Below are 21,450 nucleotides of genomic sequence, written 5' to 3' on the forward strand. Positions count from 1 at the left end.
GGTCAGGCTCGGCGGAGCGGGCGTCTTCACCCCTCCAAAACGCCTGAGCCATGGCCGAGTCGCGCCTCGACCTCAACTCCCGCGGCCGTTCGCCGCCACCTCGTGAGGCGGTGTCTCATCGAGCCACTCGGGCGCAAGGCCCGGTGCCGGACCAGGGTGCTCCCTGGTGCGAGCGAGGCGTCATGAAAGTCAAGGTTCAACTGCTGGCACCGCACGGTGCTGACTGTCAGAGAAGTTGAAAGGAACTCTCTCATGAACGCATTGTCGCTGTACCCGGAGTCCGCGGCGTTCGGTTCGGTCTCGCAGGCTCCCGACCTCCCGGACGGATTCACCACGACGTTCAAGAGCCAGCTGGTCGAGGCGAACGGGATCCGCCAGCACGCAGTGATCGGTGGGGCCGGACCCGCGCTCCTTCTGGTACACGGTTGGCCGGAGAACTGGTACGCGTGGCGTCACGTCATGTCGGCGCTCGCACAGCACTACACGGTGGTCGCCGTCGACCAGCGCGGCATCGGCCTGACCGACAAACCCGCTGACGGATACGACTCCGCGACGCTCGCCAGCGACCTGGCTGCGTTGATGGTCCAGCTCGGCCACGACAGGTTCGCGGTCGTCGGACACGACACGGGTCTGGTGATCAGCTACGCCCTCGCCGCGGACTACCCCGACCGGGTCGAGCGGGTGGCCCTCGCCGAGGTCCCGGGGCCTCCGACGCCGGACCACTCACCGCCCCTCTTCACTCCCCGTCACCTCAACAACAAGCTCTGGCACATCGCCTTCAACCGGGCCGGTGAGATTGCCGAACAGCTCGTGGAGGGCCGCGAGGCGATCTTCTTCGGCTACGAGTTCACCATTCAGGGGGGCCAGGTCCCCGACGCTGCCATCGACTACTACGTCCAGAGCCTCTCCGTCCCCGGGGCGTTGACGGGCAGTTTCGGCTTCTACCGGTCCTGGGACGAGACCATGGCGCAGAACGGAGAACGCGGCGCCCGCAAGCTGACGATGCCCGTCCTCGGCATCGGTGGCGAGTCGAGCTGGGGAGGAGCCGTCGGCGGGGCGTTGTCGGCCATCGCCGAGAACGTCGAGACCCTGGTCGTTCCCGGCACCGGTCACTGGGTGGCCGAGGCGGCCCCCCAGGCACTGATCGCCGCGTTGACCGAGTTCCTGGCTCCGTTCGGCGCCCTCGCGGAGTCCAGGGTTGCGGGGTAGGCGTCCGTTCGGCGGGACTGACGGGCGCAACGAGCGTGCTGGCGGACAAAGCTAGGCGTTGAGCTCTCTACGGGAGCTCACGCCGAGCTTGGCGAAGACCTTACCCAGGTGCCACTCGACCGTCCGCGCACTGAGGAACAGCCGACCCCCGATCTCGGGGTTCGTCAGACCCTCGGTCGCCAGCTGGGCGATCTGCGCTTCTTGGGCCGTCAGACGGTCTCGCGTCTCGACGGTGGGTCGGCGCACCCTCTCACCGGTGGCGACAAGTTCGCGGCGCGCACGTTCGGCAAACCCTTCCATGCCGATCGTGACGAGCATCTCGTGGGCGGTACGCAGCTGCTCCCGGGCGTCGACGCGCCGGCGCTGGCGGCGGAGCCACTCGCCGAAGAGGAGGTGGGCGCGGGCGAGCTCCGGTCGGAGCTGCGTCCGGCTCAGGCGGTCGATCGCCTCGCGATACAGCGACTCGGCAGCGTCACCATCACTCAGCAACGCGAATGACCTGGCATGAATCCCGAGCGCCCAATCGGTGTCGCAGGTCTCGATGTGCTCGCCGAGTCGATTGAGAGCATCCGTCGCGAGCTCGGCGCGACCGGTCCGGGTGGCAGCCTCGATCAGCTCGTTCAACGCCCACGAAGCGACGTGCAGCTCTGGTGTGTGCTCGCTAGCCTCCACAGCCGCCGGGAGTGCCTCCTCATAGCGAGCGAGACCGTTCATGAGCACGGAGTTCGCCCAGCACGCGTACTGGACAGCTGTCCCCTGTCCACCGACAGTGGCGTCCGCGGTGACAGCTGCTATCAACTCAGAGGCCTCGGCCTCGCGGCTTCGGATTCCCGCGAGCGCGAGCGCAGCGTGCGGGGCGATGCGGGTGCCGGTTGCCTCCTTGATGGTCTCCACCTCCGCCGCCAACAGCGTGGCACTCGCGAAGTCTCCGCCGGCCGCGGCGGCCTGACCACTGGCGTTGTCCACGACGGCGAGGGCCTCGAGCGCCCCGGAGGAGCGGGCGAGTCTGACGGCCGCCATGCCGATCTCGAGACCTCGGTCGTAGTCCCAGATCAGGTTCGCCGCCCGTGACGCCAGCCAGCCCCATCGGAGCACCTCATCCTCGGAGACATCGCCACTCACGAACGCAGCGACCGCGCGCCGCAGCGCGGGCACGGCTGCAGGGCGTCCGTCGGTGAAGACCAACGCCAGACCTTCCAGAAGCAGATCGCACGGAAGTGGATGATTCAGTGGATCGGGCGCAGTCGCCACGGCCCGTGAGACGTCCAGGAGGCTGCCACCCTCACCCGCGAGCCGGCCGGCGAAGAGCGCTGCGGCCCACGCATCAAGATAAGTGTCGCGTGACAGGCGGACGTCCAGCGTCTCGAACTTCCGAGCAGCCTGAAGCAGCAGCAGGGGAGCTTCGCCGCCTCGGTTTTGGGCAAACGCGACCTCGGCGTGCAGCCGGTCCACGCGGGCTCGACCGAGGTCGTCAAGCGGTCCTGCCTCTGCGGCGGCCACGAGTCCGAGCGCCGCGTCAAACGCGCCGGCCTCGAGGCTCGCCTGGGCTGCGGCCAACGCGCGGTCTGCCCGTCGCGCCGGCTCCTGTGTCAGCGCGACCGAGCGCTGCAGAAAGGCAGCCGCCGCGGCGAGACCACCGCGAGCCTGCGCCCGCCCGGCCGACCGCTCGAGCTCGGCGGCCACGTCATCGTCGGGACCGAGCGAACCCTGAGCGCGGTGCCAGGCACAACGATCAGGGTCGATCTCGGGATCGGTAGCCGCAGCCAGCGCGCGATGCGCGCTACGGCGCTCCGTCGGCGACGCAGCTCGGTAGATGGCGGAGCGCAGAAGCGGATGGCGAAATTCCACGCGCGCCGCGATCTCGAGCAGATCTTCCGCCGCTGCGGGCGCCGCCGCTTCAACTGGGACCCCGAGCTCGGAGGCCGCCCGCCAAAGTAGGTTGGGATCACCGACTGGATCGGCCGCCGCCACGAGCAGCAGGAGCTGCGTCGCGCTGGGAAGCAGCGCTAGACGTCGGCGGTAGCTCGCTTCGATTCGACCGGGCAAGGGCATCCTGTCCGGGACAGAGAAACCGCCTGCCAGGGAGACCGACGATCGCCCATGAGGTAGCTCGAGCAAAGCGAGCGGATTGCCACGAGCCTCGGCGATGATCCGATCGCGCACCAGCTTGTCGAGCGGGCCGAGTGTCGCCGATGTCACCAGTTCTCCCGCGTCGTCGTTCGACAACCCGTGGAGACGCAGCTCGGGCAGCCCCTCGAACTCACTCGGGGCGTCTCCGTCGCGCTCGGCAAGAACGATCACAACCGACTCAACGTGAAGACGTCGCGCGATGAACGAGAGCACCTGGGCCGAGGACCGATCCAGCCACTGGGCGTCATCGACGAGGCAGACCACAGGCCGCGCCTCGGCGTGTCCGGAGAGCTGGCTCAGCAGGGCCAGCCCAACGAAGAAGCGATCGGGCGGCTGTCCAGGACTGAGGCCGAACGCCGTCTCGAGAGCCTCGCGCTGCGGTAACGGCAGCTGCTCGAGACCGTCGAGGAGCGGTTGCGAGAGCTGATGGACCGCCGCGAACGGCAACTCCATCTCCGATTCGATACCGACCGCCCGGATGACCTGACAACCAGGGCTGTGGCCGGCCACGTAGTCGAGCAGCGCGGTCTTGCCGATGCCGGCCTCGCCGCGTAGTACCACCGCTCGGCTATCGCCAGACCGCGCTGCCTCGACATAGGCGCAGAGCGCCGCACACTCTTTCCCGCGACCACGCAACCGAATCCGCGGGTCCCGTTGCAGTGACATCTCGCCCCCTGGAAACGCTACCTGCATCTGCAGCGCCGTCTGCCAGAGCATAAACCCGTCCCAGCGCGCGACCCGCCCGCCAGAAGTCTCCGTCGACCGAGTCCGCTTCGTCCGCTGATCGTCGACGAGCTCACGGGCAACGGGATCATGGACCGGTGGCGGCAAGGCATGCATCCTTGGACGCGCCGGAACTGTTCGCGTGGCATGCTCACGCCTCTGCCGCACTGATCGTTGGAGGAAGGTGTGGGCATGCCGTGGTTCCCGGACTTCGTCAGCTCTGCCGAGCTCGCGCGGCGCCAGTCGCTCCCGTACGAGTCTGAGGACCCGGTGACGCGCTATCTCTCCGCGTTGTCCGACGGCTCCCCGCATGCTCTCGAAGCCGCCTGGCCGGGGCGCATCGTCGTCCACGACCCGCGTGCTGGAGAGGTGACTGGCCACCGCGAGCTCCGCCGGTTCGTCGCCACGAACCAGGAGTGGTTGCGGGCTCGTCATGCACGCATCGAGACCGTGTCGTCGACTGCCGACGGGTCACGCGCCGCCGTGGAGCTCCTCGCCCGTCTGGAGATCTCCGGAACGGCGGTCGCGTGGCCGGTCGCCGTCGTCGCCGAGGCGACCGATCGCTACTCGCTCGACCTGCGCACGTACTGCAGCCAGGTCGTCGTCGACGGGCGTCGCCACCCGAGAGCACCCCTTCTCGGGCCCGGCGCCGTCCGCCCGGACGGTGTCGTCGGCCGGTACCTCGCCGGGCTGGAAGCCGGAGACGTGGACGAGGTCGTGGCGACGTTCGCCGAGGACGGATACCTCCGTGAGGCGGTCGGAGAGCCGGACGTCCATCGCGGCGAGGACGGGCTGCGCTCGTTCTACTCCCGCCTGCTCGGTACGGGCGACGGCGTGGCGCTCGAGTGCTGTCAGGCCACCGATGACGGCGTGCGGTGCGTGGTGGAGTACAACGACGTGAGCACGCGCGGAGAGTGGCCGCCCCAGGCCGGCCTCGCCGTCTTCGAGCGTGCCGACGATGGCCGGATCGCCGCCGTGCGCTGCTACGACGACATCGAGCGCCCCGCCGCCGGCCGCCCCTCGTGAGACCGTCCGAACGGGTTTGTACCACGGCATGGACATATCGGACGTGGCGTAGAACGATACGGGAGGGGCCACCTCGGGAAGGTCTTCGAGCCACTGTCATCGAGTTCCACCGTCTGGCCGTTCGAGCTTGTGCCGAGGAGGCCGCTGTGAGCACTGTCGAGTCATCCGGGACCACTGCTGGGAGCCCGCCGGTCCAACCGGGGGAGATGAGGCTGGAGGTCGTCGTGATCCCCGTCGGGGACGTCGACCGAGCGAAGCAGTTCTACGAAGGGCTGGGCTGGCGACTGGACGCCGATCTCGCGGTCGAGGACGGATATCGCGTCGTGCAGCTGACACCTCCGGGGTCGGGGTGCTCGATCATCTTCGGTGAGGGTGTGAGCGGGGCGGCTCCCGGATCCGCCGAGGGCCTCCAGCTGGCGGTCTACGACATCGACGACGCACGCGCGACGCTGAAAGAGGGCGGCGCCGACGTGAGCGAGGTGTTCCACGACACGACCGGGATCTTCCACCACGCCGGGACGGACGGTCGCGTCGCTGGCCCGGCCGACGGGCACGCCGACTACGGGTCGTTCCTCTCCTTCGCCGACCCCGACGGCAACGGCTGGATCGTGCAGGAGATCAAGACCCGGCTTCCCGGACGCTGAGAGGACACCCGACATGGCGACGATCTACTCCTCGGCCGACGAGCTGGCCGACGCCCTACGCCGCGCCGCCGCCGCCCACGGCGAGCACGAGGCGCGGACCGGTGAGGAAGACGCCGACTGGCCCGCGTGGTACGCGCTGTACATGGTCAGCGAGGCTGCGGGCGAGGAGCTGCCGACGTGAGCGACTTCGACGTCATCGTGCTCGGCGGCGGCTCGCCGGGGGAACACTGCGCAGGTGCACTCGCCGAAGGAGGCCTGCGGGTCGCGGTGGTCGAGCGCGAGCTGGTCGGCGGCGAGTGCTCCTACTGGGCCTGCATCCCCTCGAAGACGTTGCTGCGCCCGGGGGAGGCGGTCCAGGGGGCCCGTGACGCGGCCGCGACGGCGGAGGTGGACGTCGAAGCCGCGCTCGCCTGGCGCGACTTCATGGTGTCGGACTACTCCGACGCCGGCCAGGAGCGCTGGCTCGCCGACAGCTCGATCACCCTGATCCGGGGCAGCGGACGTCTCGCCGGCCCCGGTGCCGTCGAGGTCAACGGCGTCCGCCACACCGCGGACCACGTCGTCCTCGCCAACGGCGCCGAACCGTTCGTCCCGCCCGTGCCGGGTCTGCGCGAGCTCGACGGTGTGTGGACCAGCCGCGAGGCCACCTCGATGAAGGTCGTCCCCCGTCGTCTCCTGATCCTCGGCGGAGGCCCGGTGGGGGTCGAGATGGCCCAGGTCGTACGTCGACTCGGTGGCGAAGCCGTCGTCGTCGACACGGGACCACACCTCCTGGCCCGGGAGGCGGCGCCGCTCGGGGAAGCCCTCGGTCGGACTCTGGGTCGCGAGGGCATCGAGCTCGTGCTGTCGGCGAAGGCCTCGAGCGCGCGTCTGGAGGGCGAGGACTACGTCCTCGGCCTCGACGACGGCCGTGAGGTCCGAGGCGACCGGTTGCTCGTCGCGACCGGTCGCCGTCCGCGCCTGTCCGGGATCGGGCTCGAGACCGTCGGGGTGGAGGCCGACGCCCACGGGGTTCCCGTCGACGGGCGGCTGCGCGTGACCGACGGCCTGTGGGCGATCGGTGACGTCACCGGGCTCTGGCCCCTGACGCACGTCGGCAAGTACCAGGGCGAGGTCGTCGCGGCCAACATCCTGGGCGAGTCGCGTGAAGCCAGCTACGACGCCGTCCCGCGCGTGGTCTACACCGACCCGCAGGCCGCCGCGGTCGGCGCCGACGAGGCCGCGTTCAGCAGCACGGTCATGCTCGCCGACGTCGCCAAGACCGCGACGTACACGCGCGCGTACGCCGAGAGCGACGGATTCCTCACCCTCCTCAGCGACGGTGAGCGGCTCACCGGTGCCTACGCCCTCGGGCCGGACGCCGGGGAGTGGTTGCAGCAGGCGACCCTCGCGATCCGAGCACGCGTCCCGCTCGACGTGCTCACCGACACGATCCAACCGTTCCCGACCTTCTCCGAGATCTACGTCCCGGCGCTGAAGAGCCTGCGGGCCGAGATCGCCGCCCGCTCAGGCGAACGCGAGGGGGCGCCTAAGGGTGGCTGAGCCGACGAGCGCGTTCGCTCGCGACCGTCTCGCGCACGGCCGGCGCAACCTCGGCGGCGAACCGCTCGGTCGTCGCCACGTCGTCCCCGCCGATCAGGACGGCCGTGATCCCGTGGGTCAGGGCGAGGTCGACGAGGTTGTCGATCCAGCGTGCGGGCGGGCCGCCGAGGATGCCTCCGGCCGTGGAGTCGAAACCGACGTTCATGATGTTGAGGAGCCGCCTCACGTCGCTCGGTGACCGTCCGGCGGCGACAGCAGCATCGTCGATCCGGCCGTTGAGCTCCGGAAGCGACGCGGTGCCGTTCTCGAGATACTCGATCGTCGGGAGCCAGCCGTCGGCCACCGCGCCGGTCAGGGCGAGCATCTTCGGCTTGTAGGCGCCGACCCAGATCGCGATGTCGTGGGCCGGCTGCGGTCCGCGCTTGGCGCCGACGCTCCGGTAGTAGTCGCCGTCCACGCGCACGCCGCCCGGCTGCCCGGTGTCCCAGATCTCGCGGACGATCTCGATGCCCTCGCGGAGAGCCGCGACGCCCTGGCCTGCGGTGAGGCGACGCCCGCCCATGGCGGCGACGCCCTCCCAGAACGCGCCCGCGCCGAGACCGAGCTCGAAGCGCCCGCCACTGAGGATGTCGAGCGAGGCGGCGGCCCGGGCGAGTACGGCGGGAGGTCGGAGCGGCAGGTTGAGCACGTTGCCGCTGAGGTGCACCCGCTGCGTGCGGGCGGCGGCGTACGCCAGGAGTGTCCAGGTGTCGAGCAGCGCAGGCTGGTACGGGTGGTCCTGGAAGGTCACCAGGTCGAGGCCGGCGCGGTCGGCGGTGACCGCCAGCTCGAGCACATGGTGGGGATCGCGCGAGCGCGGCGTGACGAAGGTGCCGAACAGAAGCTCGTGCCCGTAGTCGGTCATGGTGGTCCTTTCGTCAGCCCGCGTGTGACACCGTCAGGTCGACGGTGGGGGCGATGTTGAAGTTGTCCCGGAAGAGATTGTCGGGGTCGTAGAGGGCCTTGGTCTCGCGGAGCCGGGCGAGGACGGGTGGTGGGAACGCATCGTCGAGACGCTGGGGTCGCAGGTCGGTGTCGAAGCTGAGATACAGGCCGTGGAAGTGAACGGCCAACGCATCGAAGGCAGGGTCCAGAGCCCCGTGGGCGCGACCCATCGCCGTCACCTGGAACGCCGAGCGACGGTGTGCGAAGGCTGTGCGGTCCGGTGGCACGTCAGCGATGGCGCCTCCCATCGCGCGCAGCTGGAAGTACGCGACCGTGCCACTGTGGAGCAGCCGTGCGGCGTCGCGAGCGAAGGCGGGTGTCAGCTCGGGCAGGAGCGCGGACCTCGACACAGGTTCGCCGTATCCGTGATGCCCGTCGGGCCCGACGTCCTCCGCCTCCGCCATGACGCCGGCATACCGGGTCAGAACGACCTCCTGCCGAAGCAGGTCTCCGAGAGCCACGAACGGTGTCAGGCGCTCGACGATCACGTCGGCGTCGCCGGAGTCGACCAGCGCATACAGCTGGACGACCGACTGCCCGTCGCGCGGGCGTCCGGTGACAAGGAACACCGTGGTGTCGCGGGGAGCCGACGAAGCGAGCCGGCCGTACGTCAGGAGCGCCTGCTCGATGTCGTCGGTGACCAGCACGAGCTTGGCCCACCCCACGTCGTCGACCTCGTCGACCTCGAACTCGAACGACGTGGCGATACCGACGTTGGCGCCTGCGCCTCGCACCGCCCAGAAGAGGTCGGGGTGCTCCTGGTCGGAGACGCGCACCTGACGTCCGTCGGCAAGCACGAGATCGGCCGAGCGGAGGTGGTCGATGGTCAGACCGTGGCGGCGCGACAACAGGCCGATGCCACCCGCGGTGGCGAGTCCGCCGACGCCGACGCCTCCATAGTCACCCGAGCCCAGCGCCCAACCATGAGAGTTCAAAGCTGCGGCGACCTCCTTCCAGGTGGCGCCCGGGCCGACGCGCACTCGCCGACGGCGGGGGTCGACGACCTCGATGCCGTCCAGTGCACCGACGTCGATCACCAGTCCGCCATCGTTGGTCGAGCGGCCACTGATGCCGTGCCCTCCGCTGCGTACGCCCAGCGGCAGGTGGCGGTGCCGGTGCGCGAAGACGACCGCATCGGCGACCTCGTCGGGCGTCTGCGGCCGGAGCACGAGACCGGGCGCTCCCGACCGCAGGTAGGTGGAGCGGACGGCGGAGAAACTGTCGTCACCCGGTTCGATCGCCGTCCGACGCAGCGATTCGGGCAGCCCGTCGTAGTCGATCCCCGGACGCCGCCTGGACCGTGCCGCCACGGATCGCCCGGACGGGTTGCCGCCGTGGCTCGCCGCAAAGGGGATGAGCCGCTCGACGTCGTGCGCGGTGCGGACTGGGACCACGACCGGCAGGTCGTGGTGGTCGGCCAGCGCGAGGATCTGGGCACGCTCAGCCCCTTCGGGGGCGACGACCCAGCCGGCGTCGGCGACGAGGCGCACGCCGGCCAGGGACTCGAGGGTCTGCCGAGCCTTTGCGACGACCTCGGGGTACGGCGCCGTGCGCGCGGCGTGGTCCGAAGGGTCGGGTGCCGACGGGTCCCCGGCGACGCCAAGGGCGATGCGACCCGTGTGAGCCGCGACCCATACGGCCGTCGTCCACGGGTCGAGGGCAGTGTCCGTCCGGATGCCCTCGGCGTCGCCTGGACCCACGACGACGAGATCGAGCCGACCTGCTTCCGCTCGCTGGGCGAGCGCTGTCGCCGACTCGTGGGCTCCGCTCGCCCACTGCGTGTCGAGCAGAATGCCTAGCTGCACGTGTCCCCACTCATCGCTGTCATAGATCATCTCTGACACAGATGGCCACAACGCCGGCGGTGGCCGTCGTGTTCCCCCCGACGACCGCGGCTTCTTGGTCTCAGATCATCATGTGTCATGATGATCTAGAAAGCAGACGAATTCGAGAGAGGCTCGCCCATGGGCACGCTGTTCAGGCTTGATTCAAGTATTCGGATCGAGGGGTCGGTGACCCGGGCGGTCGCCGACACTTTGCAGGTCGCCGTCGTCGAGGAGATCCCTGCGGTCGAGGTCGTACGCCGCGACATCGGGACCGCGCCCATCGCCGCGTCACACTGGGGGGCCGCCGCCTATGCCGGTGGGACGGTCGAGGACGAGCGGACAACGGCGCAGAGCGAGGCGCTCGCCGTCGCCGCTGAGCTGGCGGACGAGCTCGTGGCGGCGGACGTGCTCATCTTCGCCGTCCCCATGTACAACTTCGGCGTGTCCCAGCACTTCAAGACGTGGTTCGACCTGGTGTCCACCGACCCCAGGTTCGCCCCGGGCGCAGGCACCCTCGAGCAACGGCCTGCCTTCCTCGTGACCGCGCGTGGCGGTGGCTACGGTCCCGGCACGCCCCGCGCCGGTTGGGACCACGCGACCGACTGGATGCGGCGGATGCTCGAAGACCTGTGGGGGCTGGATCTTGACGTGATCGAGACCGAGCTCACGCTGGCGGAGGTCACGCCGGCTATGGCAGAGCTCCGAGAGCTGGCGCAGCACCAGCTGGCCGAGTCGCACGAGGCGGCGCGCCGAGGGGCGCGTTCGGTGACCCTCCACCTGCGCGGCAGCAGCGAACCGTACGGCCAGGGCTCGCTGGCGTCGTAGACGCCACGACGACGGGCGTCCCGCCGCGATGGAGCGCCGGGCTACGCCTCGGCAGCCTCGAGACAGGGATCGAAGTCCGGGTCGCCCGTCGTTGACGCCGCCTTGCAGAGGAGACGGCGAAAGCTCGCGCGTTCGTCGTCGTCGAGGGCGCTGAGCAGCTGGCGCTCCGCCCCCGAGACCTCGCGGTAGAGGTCTTCGACGGCCCGGCGCCCGCGATCGGTCGCCACGATCTGGCGCTGGCGACGGTCGTTGGGGTTGGGTCGCCGCTCCACCAGACCCGCCTCGACGAGGTCGTCGATCAGGTAGGTCATCACCGTGCGGTCGATGCCGAGATGGTTGGCCAGGGCCAGCTGGCTGGGCTTGTCGCCCTCGAGCACCTCGAGCATGGTCTGGTAGCCGCGAGGCCCGTGGGGGAAGCTGCCCAGCGCCGGCGCGACGGCGTCCCGGTAGGTGCGAAGAAGCACGCCCAGGGCCCAGCCGATGTCGTTCTCGGTGCCCGGCTCGCTCGCACCCGCGTGGGTCTCACTCACCTCCTCATCGTACGACGCCGCGGGGATCGACCTCGAAGACCGCCAGGGGCGGTGACGTAGGATCCCCGGGTGCACGATCAGCCCCGCATCGACCCCGACGACCTCGCGACCACCCTCAAGGTCCTCCGACAGCTCCCCGACCTCCACCCCGACCACCCCGACCTCCGGACGGTCAAGCGCGAGGCGTCGTTCATGTACAAGCTGATCAAGAAGGCTCGTCGCGACGAGATCCGCCAGGAGCGGCAGCGACACGACCAGGAGATCATCGAGAAGACGGCCACCGGCTCCCCGATGAGGATCGACGACGAGACCGCCGGTATCCCGCTGGTCTCGCACGCGCCGGGTGCTTTCGCCGGCGAGCTGATCACCGCGCGCGGCTGCTACATCTGCAAAGAGGACTTCACTCTCGTCGACGCGTTCTACCACTGGCTCTGCCCTCGGTGCGCCGCGATGTCGCACGCCAAGCGCGACCAGCGGACCGACCTCACCGGCAAGCGCGCCCTGCTCACCGGCGGCCGCGCGAAGATCGGCATGTACATCGCGCTGCGCCTGCTTCGCGACGGAGCGCACACCACCATCACCACCCGGTTCCCCAAGGACGCGGTGCGCCGTTTCGCCGCGATGGAGGACTCGCCCGAGTGGCTGCACCGTCTCAAGGTCGTCGGTATCGACCTGCGCGACCCCGCCCAGGTGATCAGCCTGGCCGACGACGTCGCCGCGGCGGGACCGCTGGACATCCTGATCAACAACGCTTGCCAGACTGTGCGGCGGACGCCGGGTGCGTACTCGCGTCTGGTCGAGATGGAGGGTGCACCCCTTCCGGATCACACCGCGCTGCCCGAGATGGTCTCCTTCGACGGCGTCTCCGAGGCCCACCCCGCTGCGATCGCCGGAGCGCTGTCCACCGCGGCCGTGGCCCATCACGAGGGGGAGTCGCTCGAGGTCGCCGAGGCCGCGCACACGGCGGCCTCGATCACCGCGCTGGCGCTCTCGGCCGGTTCGGCGTCCCTGGCTGCGCACCTCGACGGGACCGCCGTGGACGCCGGCGGGCTGCTCCCCGACCTGCAGACGACCAACTCCTGGACCCAGGTCGTCGACCAGGTCGACCCGCTGGAGCTGCTGGAGGTCCAGCTCTGCAACTCGATCGCACCGTTCCTGCTGGTCTCCCGGCTCCGTCCGGCGATGCGCGCGGCGGTCCAGGCGGGCGCCCGACGGGCGTACGTCGTCAACGTCTCGGCGATGGAGGGGCAGTTCTCCCGTCGCTACAAGGGCCCTGGCCACCCCCACACCAACATGGCCAAGGCGGCGCTCAACATGATGACCCGTACCAGTGCGGGTGAGATGTTCGAGGCCGACAAGATCCTGATGACCGCCGTCGACACCGGCTGGATCACCGACGAGCGTCCTCACCAGGAGAAGCTCCGGATCGCTGCGGAGGGGTGGCACGCGCCCCTCGACCTGGTCGACGGTGCGGCCCGGGTCTACGACCCGGTCGTGCGCGGCGAGCGTGGGGAGGACCTCTACGGCTGCTTCGTGAAGGACTACGAGCCGTCGCCCTGGTGACCGTCTCGTCAGTCGCTCAGGCAGTGAAGAGAGCGCTGTAGGCGTTGAGCGCCGGCTGACCGCCCAGGTGGGCGTAGAGGACGTTCGATCCGCGCGGAATCTCGCCGCTCGTCACCAGGTCGACGAGACCCGCCATCGACTTCCCCTCGTAGACGGGGTCGATGATCATCCCCTCCAGGCGGCCGGACAGCCCGATGGCATCGAGCGTGGAGTGCACGGGGATGCCGTAGCGGTCGCCCGCCCACCCCTCGAGCACGGTGATCTCGTCGTCGGTGAGCTCGCGCCCGAGGCCGATCAGCTCTGCGGTGCCCCGCGCGATGCGAGCGACCTGGGCGCGAGTCGCGTCGACCTCGGCGGAGGCGTCGATGCCGATCACGCGCCGCGGTCGGTCCTGCAGCGCCAATCCGGCGATCATGCCGGCCTGGGTGGACCCGGTCACCGCGCAGACGACGACCTCGTCGAAGAAGACGCCGAGCTCGCGCTCCTGCTGCTGGACCTCGAACGCCCAGTTCGCGAAGCCGAGCCCGCCGAGCCGGTGGTCCGACGCGCCCGCCGGGATGCCGTAGGGCGTGCCGCCGCGCGCGCGGACGTCCTCGAGCGCCTGCTCCCAGCTGCCCTTGACTCCGATGCCGAAGCCGGACGGGTCGAGGCGCACCTCGGCGCCCATGATGCGCGACAGCATGATGTTGCCGACCCGGTCGTTGAGCGGATCGGGCCAGTCGACCCAGCGCTCCTGGACGAGGACGGCCTTCAGGCCGAGCCGGGCGGCGAGGGCCGCGACCTGGCGCGTGTGGTTGGACTGGTAGCCGCCGATGGAGACGAGGGTGTCCGCTCTCTGCTCGAGGATGTCGGGCACGAGGTACTCGAGCTTGCGGGTCTTGTTGCCGCCGTACGCCAGGCCGGAGTTGCAGTCCTCGCGCTTGGCCCAGATGCGGGCGCCGCCGAGATGCCCGGTGAGCCGGTCCAAGGGATGGATCGGGCTCGGGCCGAAGAGCAACGGATAGCGGCGGAAGTCCCGCAGCGACATGGTTTCTCCTCGGGTCAGCTGACAATCGCCTTGCCGTACACGCGATGCGCGATGTGTAATATATCGCATGCCGCTTTCGGACAACTCGGTCACCATCGACCGGAGCCTGCTGCGCGACGACGTCTACCGACGCCTGCGCGACGGGATCGTGGACGGCGCTCTGGCGCCCGGAGAGCAGCTGCGCGACAGCGAGCTGGCCGCTCGCCTCGGCGTGAGCCGTACGCCGGTGCGTGAGGCGCTGCTGCGCCTGGCCGACGCGGGTCTGGTGGTCGCGCGGCCCGGTCGGTCGACCACCGTGAGCTCACTCCAGGTCCAGGACGTCCACGACGCTCGGGTCGTCGTGGCGGCAATGCACGCGGCGGCGGTCAGGGAGGCGATCGACCGGTTCACTCCGTTCGACATCGACGAGATGCGCGACGCCAACCACCGCTTCGCCGAGGCGATCGCGGCGGGTGACGTGGTGGCCGCCCTCCAGGCCGACGGGGAGCTCCACAGCGTTCCGGTCAGACTCGCCGCCAACCGAGCATTGACCTCGGTGCTCGACCAGTACGTCCCCGTCCTGCGGCGGGCCGAGAGGGTTCGGTTCTCGTCGTCGGCCGCACGCGAGTCGATCGCGCGTCACGAGCGTCTCATCGACCGGTGCGAGGCGGGCGACGGCGACGGGGCCGGCGCCATCGAGTACAGCACGTTCGCCAGCCTGTCCGCGGAGCTCGAGGTGGAGGTCGCGGCGGACAAGGAATGACCCCAGCCACGTCGTCTCTCGGCGGACGGTCCGGCTGGACAGTGTGGCCGACCGGAGGGGGCCGGGATGATGCAACGGGAGGGTGCGCCACCGACGCTGTACGGGCGTCGCAGCGAGCGACAGAGGCTCGACGAGCTGGTGCGGGCCGCCGAGGCGGGCCGGAGCGGGGTGCTGGTCGTCGACGGTGAGCCGGGTGTCGGGAAGTCTGCACTGCTCGCTCACCTCGCACACGCTGCCAGGAACGGCCGGGTGGTCCGGGTCAGCGGGGCGGAGTCCGAGGCCGACCTGGCGTTCGCCGGGTTGCACCAGCTGTGCAGCCCGCTGCTCGACCTCATCGGCAGGTTGCCGGCGCCGCAGGCCGATGCTCTCGGCGTCGCCCTCGGACTTCGCACGGGGTCGTCGGCGGACGGATTTCTCGTCGGCCTGGCGACCTTGTCGTTGCTGTCAGAGGCTTCACGGGACCGACCGCTCGTCTGCGTGGTCGACGACGCCCACTGGTTGGACGATGCCTCGGCACAGACCCTGGCGTTCGTGGCTCGGCGGCTTGAGTCGGACGCGGTCGTCCTCGTGGTGGCGACGAGGGCCGCAGATGACGATCGGCGTTGGGGGAGGTTGCCTCGACTGACGGTCCCTCCACTGGCCACGGTCGATGCCGAGGCTCTTCTGCGGTCGGCGATCGCCGCACCGCTCGACCGGCGGGTGCGCACCCGCCTCGTCGCCGAGACCCACGGCAACCCCGCCGCGCTGTGGGACGTGACGCGGCGGTTCTCGACCACCGAGCTGGCGTTCGGTCCGCAGGCGAGCGTGACAGCGGTGACCGACGGTTGCCCCGAAGCAACGCTCGCGCGCGGGCTCGAAGGGCTGGACGAGCCGTCGCGTCTGCTGCTGCTTGCCGCCGCTGCGGAGCCGACCGGAGACGCGGCTCTGCTGTGGCGCGCCGCCGAGAATCTCGGGCTCGGCAGCGAGGCCGTCGCCCCAGCACAAGCCGTCGGGCTGCTCGAGATCCAGGAGACGGTCCGGTTCAGGCATCCGACGGCGCGGTCGGTGGTCTACGGAGCCGCCGCTGCCGCCGACCGTCGGGTGGTCCACCAGGCGCTCGCGGACGCCACCGACCCCGTGCAGGACCCTGACCGGCGCGCGTGGCACCTCGCCCACGCCGTCGCGCGCCCGGACGAGCGCGTGGCCCGCGACCTCGAGCGCTCCGTCGGGCGCGCGGCAGCGCAGGGCGGCCCGGCCGCGGCTGCGGCCTTCCTGCAGCAGGCAGCCACGCTGACGCCCGACGTACGGCCGCGTGTCGACCGGCAGATCGCTGCGATCGACGCCCTGCTGAACGCCGGCGCCGTGGACGCGGCGCGGGAGCTGTGCGGCGTGGCGGAGGGTGAGGTGCTGGGCGATCTTCATCGGGCCCGGCTCGACCAGCTGCGTGCGCGGATCGAGAGTGCATCCTGCCGCGGTGCGGACGTGCTCCCGCCGCTGCTCTCCGCCGCTCGGCGGCTCGAGGCCTTCGATCCACAGCTGGCGTTCGACAGCTATGCGGACGCGCTCACCGCTGCGTTGTTCTCGGCTCGGTCAACCGCCGGCATCGGCGTGCGAGCCGTGGCCGACGCCGTGCGTGACGCGCGCGTCCCGGTCGATCGCAGGCCGGGTGACCTGGCGGTCCAGGCGATGGCCGTGCTGTACGCCGATGGATACGCCGAGGCCGTTCCGCTGCTCAGGCGTGCGGTCGAGGCGTTCGACACCGACGAGCTGACTCCCGGGGAGGGCGCACGGTTCTCCTGGCTGGTCGAGCTGGTGGCTGCCGGCTTGTGGGACGAGCACGCGTGGGACAGGTTGACCGGTCGGGACGTGAGGCGGGCCCGCGAAGCAGGAGCCGGCGATGCCCTCACGGTCGCCCTGAACACCCGCGTCTACGTCACCCTCTTCGGGGGTGACCTGGGGGCCGCAAGGACGCTGCTCGAGGAGATCCACGCCGTTGACGCCGCGGCGGGTACGGCGCTGACGCCGTACGGAGCCATCGGGCTCGCCGCCTTCCGCGGCGACCAGGCAGAGGCCGAGCCGCTCCTCGCTGCGGTGCGCGAAGAGGCTGTCGCGCGCGACGACGGTCTCGGGACCTGGGTCGTGCAGTGGGCGCAAGCGCTCCTCTACAACGGACTCGGCCGCTACCGGGAGGCATTGGTCGCCGCTCGTGAGGCCGTCGACCGGCCCGACTGGATGGCGGTCGCGACCTGGGCACTCGTCGAGCTGGTCGAGGCCGCTTCACGGGCCGGCGAACCGACCACGGCGGCGGACGCGTTCGCGCAGCTGGCACCGCTCGCGCGGGCCAGCGGGAGCGACTGGGCGCTCGGGGTGGCCGCGCGCTGCGAGGCGCAGCTGCACGACGGTGACCGCGCGGACAGTCTCTATCGCGAGTCGATCGACAGGCTCGGGCGCACGGCCGTTCCTCCCGAGCTCGCCAGGGCGCACCTGCTGTACGGCGAGTGGTTGCGGCGGGCCGGCCGGCGTGTCGAGGCGCGCGAGCAGCTGCGGACCGCTCACCAGATGCTGGTCGCCCTGGGACTAGCCGCCTTCGCCGAACGCGCACGCCGAGAGCTGGCCGCCACTGGTGAGACGGTGCGCAAGCGTGCCCACGGCACACGGGACGAGCTCACCCCGCAGGAGATGCACGTCGCCCGTCTCGCTGCGGAGGGACTGACCAACCCCGACATCGGCACCGAGCTCTTCCTCAGCCCTCGCACGGTGGAGTGGCACATGGGGAAGGTCTTCGGCAAGCTCGGCATCTCCTCGCGCCGTCAGCTGCGCGACGTCATCGGGGCCGCCCAGACGTCGCGCCCACGGCGGGACGCGCTGACGGCATGAGGTGACGCCGGGGACCCGTGTCAGGCACCCCGGGGGCCAGACCGGGGATCACACGGGGGCGAACGAGGGGAATGTCGCGTCAGGCTCGAGGTCCACCCACGGCCGACAGGCCTTCGAGAAGGAGCTCGTCATGACCGCTGCATCGTCGTCCCCGTCCACACCACGCCCGACCATCGTGCTCGTCCACGGTGCCTTCGCCGACTCCTCCAGCTGGAACGGCGTCGTGCCCGAGCTTCAGCGACGGGGCTACCACGTCGTCGCGATCGCCAACCCGCTCCGAGGGCTCAGCTCCGACGCCGAGTACCTCCGCAGCTTCCTCGACACCCGGGACGGGCCCGTGGTCCTGGCCGGGCACTCGTACGGCGGGGTAGTGATGAGCGAGGCCGCGGAGGGGTCCTCGGTGGTCGCCGCGCTCGTCTACCTCGCCAGCTTCACCCTCGAGGTCGGTGAGAGCGCCGACGACCTCACGACCAAGTTCCCCGGTGCCGAGCTCGGGTCGGCCGCCGAGCCGGTGCCTTTCCCGACGGCAGACGGCGACACCGGCTCTGACGTCTACATCCAGCAGGACCGGTTCAACGAGGTGTTCGCCGCCGACGTGGCGCCCGACATCGCGCGGGTGATGGCCGTCACGCAACGCCCGATCGCGGGCAGTGCCCTCACGGACACGGCCACGAGGGCTGCCTGGCGCAGCATCCCGTCCTGGACGATGGTCGCCAACCAGGACCTTGCCATCCCTGCGGAGTCCCAGCGCTTCATGGCCGAGCGTGCGCAGTCGCACACGGTCGAGATCGACGCCTCCCACGCCGTGACGGTCTCTCAGCCGAAGGCGGTCGCGGACCTGATCGACGCAGCGGCGCGAGGTGTCACCGACCTCTGAGCCGTTCGCGACACCCGGGCCCGAGATCGTGCGCTCTCGGGCCTGAGTGCTGCTCCACGTGGCGGAAGGGGGAGCGCGGTCGTACGGTCGGCAGAACACCGGACGACAGCGAGGGGCATGGCGTGACTCAGACGATCCATCGACTGCTGTGTTTCGCCCGGCCACGGCCGGGCACTCCGGGCTCATGAGCGCCGAGAACTCGCTGTCGCGAGCGGAGACCGACGACCTGCGGCGGCGGCTCGTGGTCGGCCTCGTCGGTGCTGCCCTGCTGGTCGCCCTGCTGGTGGTCGGGCTGTCGTGGGCGAAGTGGCTGCCCTACCTCGACAAGACGACCTCGCTGTCCGACACGGGAGCATGGGACGGAGCGGCGATCTTCGACACCGCGACCACCGCGTCCTCCCCGTGGGCGGCCGGCTGGGACTTCACCGTCGCCTACTTCACGGCAGTCTGGCGGGCGCTCGTGGTGGCGGTGCTGGTCGCGGCCGCCGTGGACGCCCTCATTCCCCGCAGGTGGCTGCTGGCGGCGCTCGGACGCCGTACGGCCGTCAGCCAGTCTCTGGTCGGTGGCATCGTGTCGATGCCCAGCATGATGTGCACGTGCTGCAGCGCGCCGGTGGCCAGAAGCCTTCGACAGCGTGGGACGCCGGTGGCGGGCTGCATCGCCTACTGGGTCGGCAACCCGGTCCTCAACCCCGCGGTCCTCGTCTTCCTCCTGCTTGTCCTCCCCTGGCAGTACGCCGTGGTGCGGCTCCTCGTCGGTGTCGTGGTCGTGGTCGGGGCCGGGGTTGCGGTGTCGCGGTTCCTCGAGCGGCGGCAGGTCGCGGCGGCGGTCGCCGACGTCGACGCTGCCCCGGACGACGACGCCGGCTCGCTGCGTGAGATGCCCGGCCGCTACCTGCGCTCGCTCACCCGCTTCACCGTCGTGCTCGTCCCCGAGTACGTCGTCGCCGTGTTCGCGGTCGGGATGGTCAGCGGACCGCTGTCGAACTTCGACGGGATCACTCAGCAGCTCGGCGTGGTTGCGGTGCTCCTGGTCGCGGTCGTCGCGACCGCGTTGGTGGTGCCGACCGGCGGAGAGATTCCGGTCATCGCGGCGGTGACCGCCGCGGGGGCGAGCGCCGGCGTCGGCGGAGTCCTGCTGATCGCTCTGCCGGCTCTCTCGCTGCCCTCGATGCTCATGGTCGGGCGGTCGTTCGGGTGGCGGGCGACGGGACTGACCGCAGGCGTCGTCGTGGTGGGCAGTCTCGCCGCGGGCGGCATGCTCGCGGTCCTGTCCTGACGCTCTGAGGCTTCGCGCAGATCGGGGACGGTGATCAGGAGATCTCCGGGAGCTCCTGCGCCGCCCCGAGGAGCACGCGGAACGGATCGCCCTTCGTCTCCAGGCGGTCGAGCACGGAGCGGACCGTCCAGCGGTCAGGACGGAGGTCGGGATCGTCGAGCTCGTCCCAGGTGAGGGGGACCGACACAGGGGCACCTGGTGCCGGACGCGGCGAGTACGGCCCCACCAGCGTCTTGTTGATCGCGTTCTGCGTGTAGTCGAGCCGGGCGAGCCCTTTGCGCTCCTTCACCTCCCACTTCCAGCTGACCAGCTCGGGGACGACCTGCCCGATGGTCTTCGACAGCTTCTCGACCCACACACGGGTGTCGTCGAAGCTGTAGCCGGGGACGACCGGGATCCAGATCTGGATGCCACGGCGGCCGGTCACCTTGGGCCGCGCGGTCACCCCGAGGTGGTCCAGCGCCGTACGGTGCAGACGGGCGAGGACGAGCAGGTCGTCCCAGGTCGTACGCTCGCCGGGGTCGAGGTCGATCAGCGCGTACGTCGGCTCGCGCGGTGCCTCGATGCGTGAGGTCCACGGGTGCCACTCGAGCGCCCCGAAGTTCGCCGCCCACACGAGTGCGGCGGGTTCGTCGGCCACGACGTAGGTGGTGGTCTCGCCGTCGTCGGCCTCGGGGTTGTCCCACTCGCCGAGCCAGTCCGGTGCGTGGGCCGGGCGCTGCTTGTGCCAGAAACCCTTCGAGTCGGCACCGTCCGGATATCGGTGGAGGTTGAGCGCCCGTCCTTCGAGGTAGGGGACCGCGACCGGTGCGACGCGGGCGGCGTAGGCGAGCAGCTCGCGCTTGGTCACCGGCGGGTCACCGGGGAACAGGACCTTGTCGAGGTGGTCACCTTCAGCGATCGCCCGAAGACCTCCCAGGTCCCCTGCTTGCCCAGCCCTCTCAGCGCGTCGATCGCCTCGTCGGGCAGCGGGTCGGGGAGGAGAGAGACGCTGGCCTCGGCGGCCGGCGCCTCGGAGCGCCACAGCCGGTGGGGGTCGGCCGCAACCTCGTCGTTGGTGCGTCCGCTCAGCACGGAACGGGGATGGTCCTCCGCGTCCCAGCCGTCCACGGCGTGCGGGTCGTGCTTGTGCAGGAGCATCCAGGCGTCGGACCCGTCATCGCTCTCGCGCCGCACGAGCACGAACCGTCCACGCAGCTTCTCGCCGTGGACCTCGGCGTGCAGCTCGCCGGCCTTGACGGCGGCACGCGGGTCGTCGGTCTTGACCGGCTCCCAGGTGCCGGTGTCCCACACGATGACGTCCCCGCCGCCGTACTCGCCGGACGGGATGACTCCCTCGAAGAGCAGGTACTCGATCGGGTGGTCCTCCACGTGCATCGCGAGCCGCCGCGCCGACGGGTCGAGCGTGGGCCCCTTGGGCACGGCCCAGCTCACGAGGACCCCGTCGACCTCGAACCGAAGGTCGTAGTGCAAGCGGCTCGCGCGGTGGCGCTGCACGACGAACCTCGCGGCACCCGCGTCCGGCGTCTCACCACCGGCAGGTTCCGGCGTACGAGTGAAGTCGCGCTTGCGGCGGTAGACCTCGAGGGGATCACTCATGCCTGCTCCGTGCCCGGAGGAGCCGGTTGCATGCCTCTGGCAGTCTGCGCGCCGCAGCGTGATCCGGT

Annotated in this window: 18 protein-coding genes; 11 read left to right on the forward strand and 7 right to left on the reverse strand. The window is 70.6% G+C overall.

What is annotated here, in order from left to right; genetic code table 11:
* The first annotated feature begins 252 nt into the window (after positions 1–252).
* Positions 253–1,209 (forward strand): alpha/beta fold hydrolase, encoded by a 957-nt coding sequence (locus KV102_RS12115; protein WP_220346438.1) that lies wholly within the window; start codon positions 253–255, stop codon positions 1,207–1,209.
* Between the two features lie 51 nt (positions 1,210–1,260).
* On the opposite strand, the gene KV102_RS12120 is transcribed toward KV102_RS12115, so the two are convergent.
* Positions 1,261–4,056 carry a LuxR family transcriptional regulator gene (locus tag KV102_RS12120; protein ID WP_220346439.1) on the reverse strand — a complete coding sequence of 932 codons (2,796 nt, stop codon included), beginning with the start codon at positions 4,054–4,056 and terminating at the stop codon, positions 1,261–1,263.
* Between the two features lie 198 nt (positions 4,057–4,254).
* On the opposite strand from KV102_RS12120, the gene KV102_RS12125 reads away from it, so the two are divergent.
* The 4 genes from KV102_RS12125 (at position 4,255) to KV102_RS12140 (ending at position 7,274) form a co-directional block, all read left to right on the forward strand.
* Complete coding sequence (locus KV102_RS12125; protein ID WP_220346440.1) at positions 4,255–5,088, forward strand: nuclear transport factor 2 family protein; 834 nt, start codon at positions 4,255–4,257, stop codon at positions 5,086–5,088.
* 146 nt (positions 5,089–5,234) lie between these two features.
* A complete protein-coding gene (locus KV102_RS12130; RefSeq protein WP_301022474.1) occupies positions 5,235–5,732 on the forward strand; it encodes a VOC family protein in 498 nt (165 codons plus the stop codon).
* 13 nt (positions 5,733–5,745) lie between these two features.
* Complete coding sequence (locus KV102_RS12135) at positions 5,746–5,913, forward strand: hypothetical protein (RefSeq protein WP_220343977.1); 168 nt, start codon at positions 5,746–5,748, stop codon at positions 5,911–5,913.
* A complete protein-coding gene (locus tag KV102_RS12140; protein WP_220346441.1) occupies positions 5,910–7,274 on the forward strand; it encodes an NAD(P)/FAD-dependent oxidoreductase in 1,365 nt (454 codons plus the stop codon). The genes KV102_RS12135 and KV102_RS12140 overlap by 4 nt, the downstream gene beginning before the upstream one ends.
* Here KV102_RS12140 and KV102_RS12145 read toward each other — a convergent pair.
* A complete protein-coding gene (locus KV102_RS12145; RefSeq protein WP_220346442.1) occupies positions 7,261–8,178 on the reverse strand; it encodes an LLM class flavin-dependent oxidoreductase in 918 nt (305 codons plus the stop codon). The genes KV102_RS12140 and KV102_RS12145 overlap by 14 nt on opposite strands.
* 13 nt (positions 8,179–8,191) lie before the next feature.
* The gene (locus tag KV102_RS12150; protein WP_308290319.1) at positions 8,192–10,063 is read right to left on the reverse strand and encodes an FAD-binding protein; all 1,872 of its coding nucleotides are present in this window, start codon (positions 10,061–10,063) and stop codon (positions 8,192–8,194) included.
* 159 nt (positions 10,064–10,222) lie between these two features.
* Between KV102_RS12150 and KV102_RS12155 the strand changes: the two genes are divergently transcribed.
* On the forward strand, positions 10,223–10,909 hold the full coding sequence (locus tag KV102_RS12155; RefSeq protein ID WP_220346443.1) for an FMN-dependent NADH-azoreductase: 687 nt from the start codon (positions 10,223–10,225) through the stop codon (positions 10,907–10,909).
* Positions 10,910–10,950: 41 nt separating this feature from the next.
* Here the strand turns inward: KV102_RS12155 and KV102_RS12160 are convergent, their stop codons facing one another.
* The gene (locus KV102_RS12160) at positions 10,951–11,439 is read right to left on the reverse strand and encodes a MarR family winged helix-turn-helix transcriptional regulator (RefSeq protein ID WP_220343982.1); all 489 of its coding nucleotides are present in this window, start codon (positions 11,437–11,439) and stop codon (positions 10,951–10,953) included.
* Between the two features lie 69 nt (positions 11,440–11,508).
* On the opposite strand from KV102_RS12160, the gene KV102_RS12165 reads away from it, so the two are divergent.
* Positions 11,509–13,002 carry an SDR family NAD(P)-dependent oxidoreductase gene (locus KV102_RS12165; RefSeq protein ID WP_220346444.1) on the forward strand — a complete coding sequence of 498 codons (1,494 nt, stop codon included), beginning with the start codon at positions 11,509–11,511 and terminating at the stop codon, positions 13,000–13,002.
* Positions 13,003–13,018: 16 nt separating this feature from the next.
* On the opposite strand, the gene KV102_RS12170 is transcribed toward KV102_RS12165, so the two are convergent.
* Positions 13,019–14,029, reverse strand: coding sequence for a 1-aminocyclopropane-1-carboxylate deaminase (locus KV102_RS12170; RefSeq protein ID WP_220346445.1), 1,011 nt, complete (start codon positions 14,027–14,029; stop codon positions 13,019–13,021).
* 67 nt (positions 14,030–14,096) lie between these two features.
* On the opposite strand from KV102_RS12170, the gene KV102_RS12175 reads away from it, so the two are divergent.
* The 4 genes from KV102_RS12175 to KV102_RS12190 all read left to right on the forward strand — a co-directional run bounded on the left by KV102_RS12175 (position 14,097) and on the right by KV102_RS12190 (position 19,783).
* Positions 14,097–14,771 carry a GntR family transcriptional regulator gene (locus KV102_RS12175; protein WP_220346446.1) on the forward strand — a complete coding sequence of 225 codons (675 nt, stop codon included), beginning with the start codon at positions 14,097–14,099 and terminating at the stop codon, positions 14,769–14,771.
* Positions 14,772–14,837: 66 nt separating this feature from the next.
* Entirely contained in the window at positions 14,838–17,627 is a 2,790-nt protein-coding gene (locus KV102_RS12180) for a LuxR family transcriptional regulator (protein WP_220346447.1), read from the forward strand.
* 130 nt (positions 17,628–17,757) lie between these two features.
* Positions 17,758–18,504 (forward strand): alpha/beta fold hydrolase, encoded by a 747-nt coding sequence (locus KV102_RS12185; protein ID WP_220343987.1) that lies wholly within the window; start codon positions 17,758–17,760, stop codon positions 18,502–18,504.
* Positions 18,505–18,688: 184 nt separating this feature from the next.
* Complete coding sequence (locus KV102_RS12190) at positions 18,689–19,783, forward strand: permease (protein WP_220346448.1); 1,095 nt, start codon at positions 18,689–18,691, stop codon at positions 19,781–19,783.
* A gap of 34 nt (positions 19,784–19,817) precedes the next feature.
* Here the strand turns inward: KV102_RS12190 and KV102_RS12195 are convergent, their stop codons facing one another.
* Positions 19,818–20,633: a DNA polymerase domain-containing protein gene (locus tag KV102_RS12195; protein WP_220346449.1), complete on the reverse strand. Its 816-nt coding sequence runs from the start codon at positions 20,631–20,633 to the stop codon at positions 19,818–19,820.
* Entirely contained in the window at positions 20,630–21,382 is a 753-nt protein-coding gene (locus KV102_RS12200) for a DNA polymerase ligase N-terminal domain-containing protein (protein ID WP_220346450.1), read from the reverse strand. Before KV102_RS12200 ends, KV102_RS12195 begins: the two co-directional genes overlap by 4 nt.
* Between the last annotated feature and the right edge of the window lie 68 nt (positions 21,383–21,450).

This window comes from Mumia sp. zg.B53 (genome assembly GCF_019550935.1).
Taxonomy (GTDB): domain Bacteria; phylum Actinomycetota; class Actinomycetes; order Propionibacteriales; family Nocardioidaceae; genus Mumia.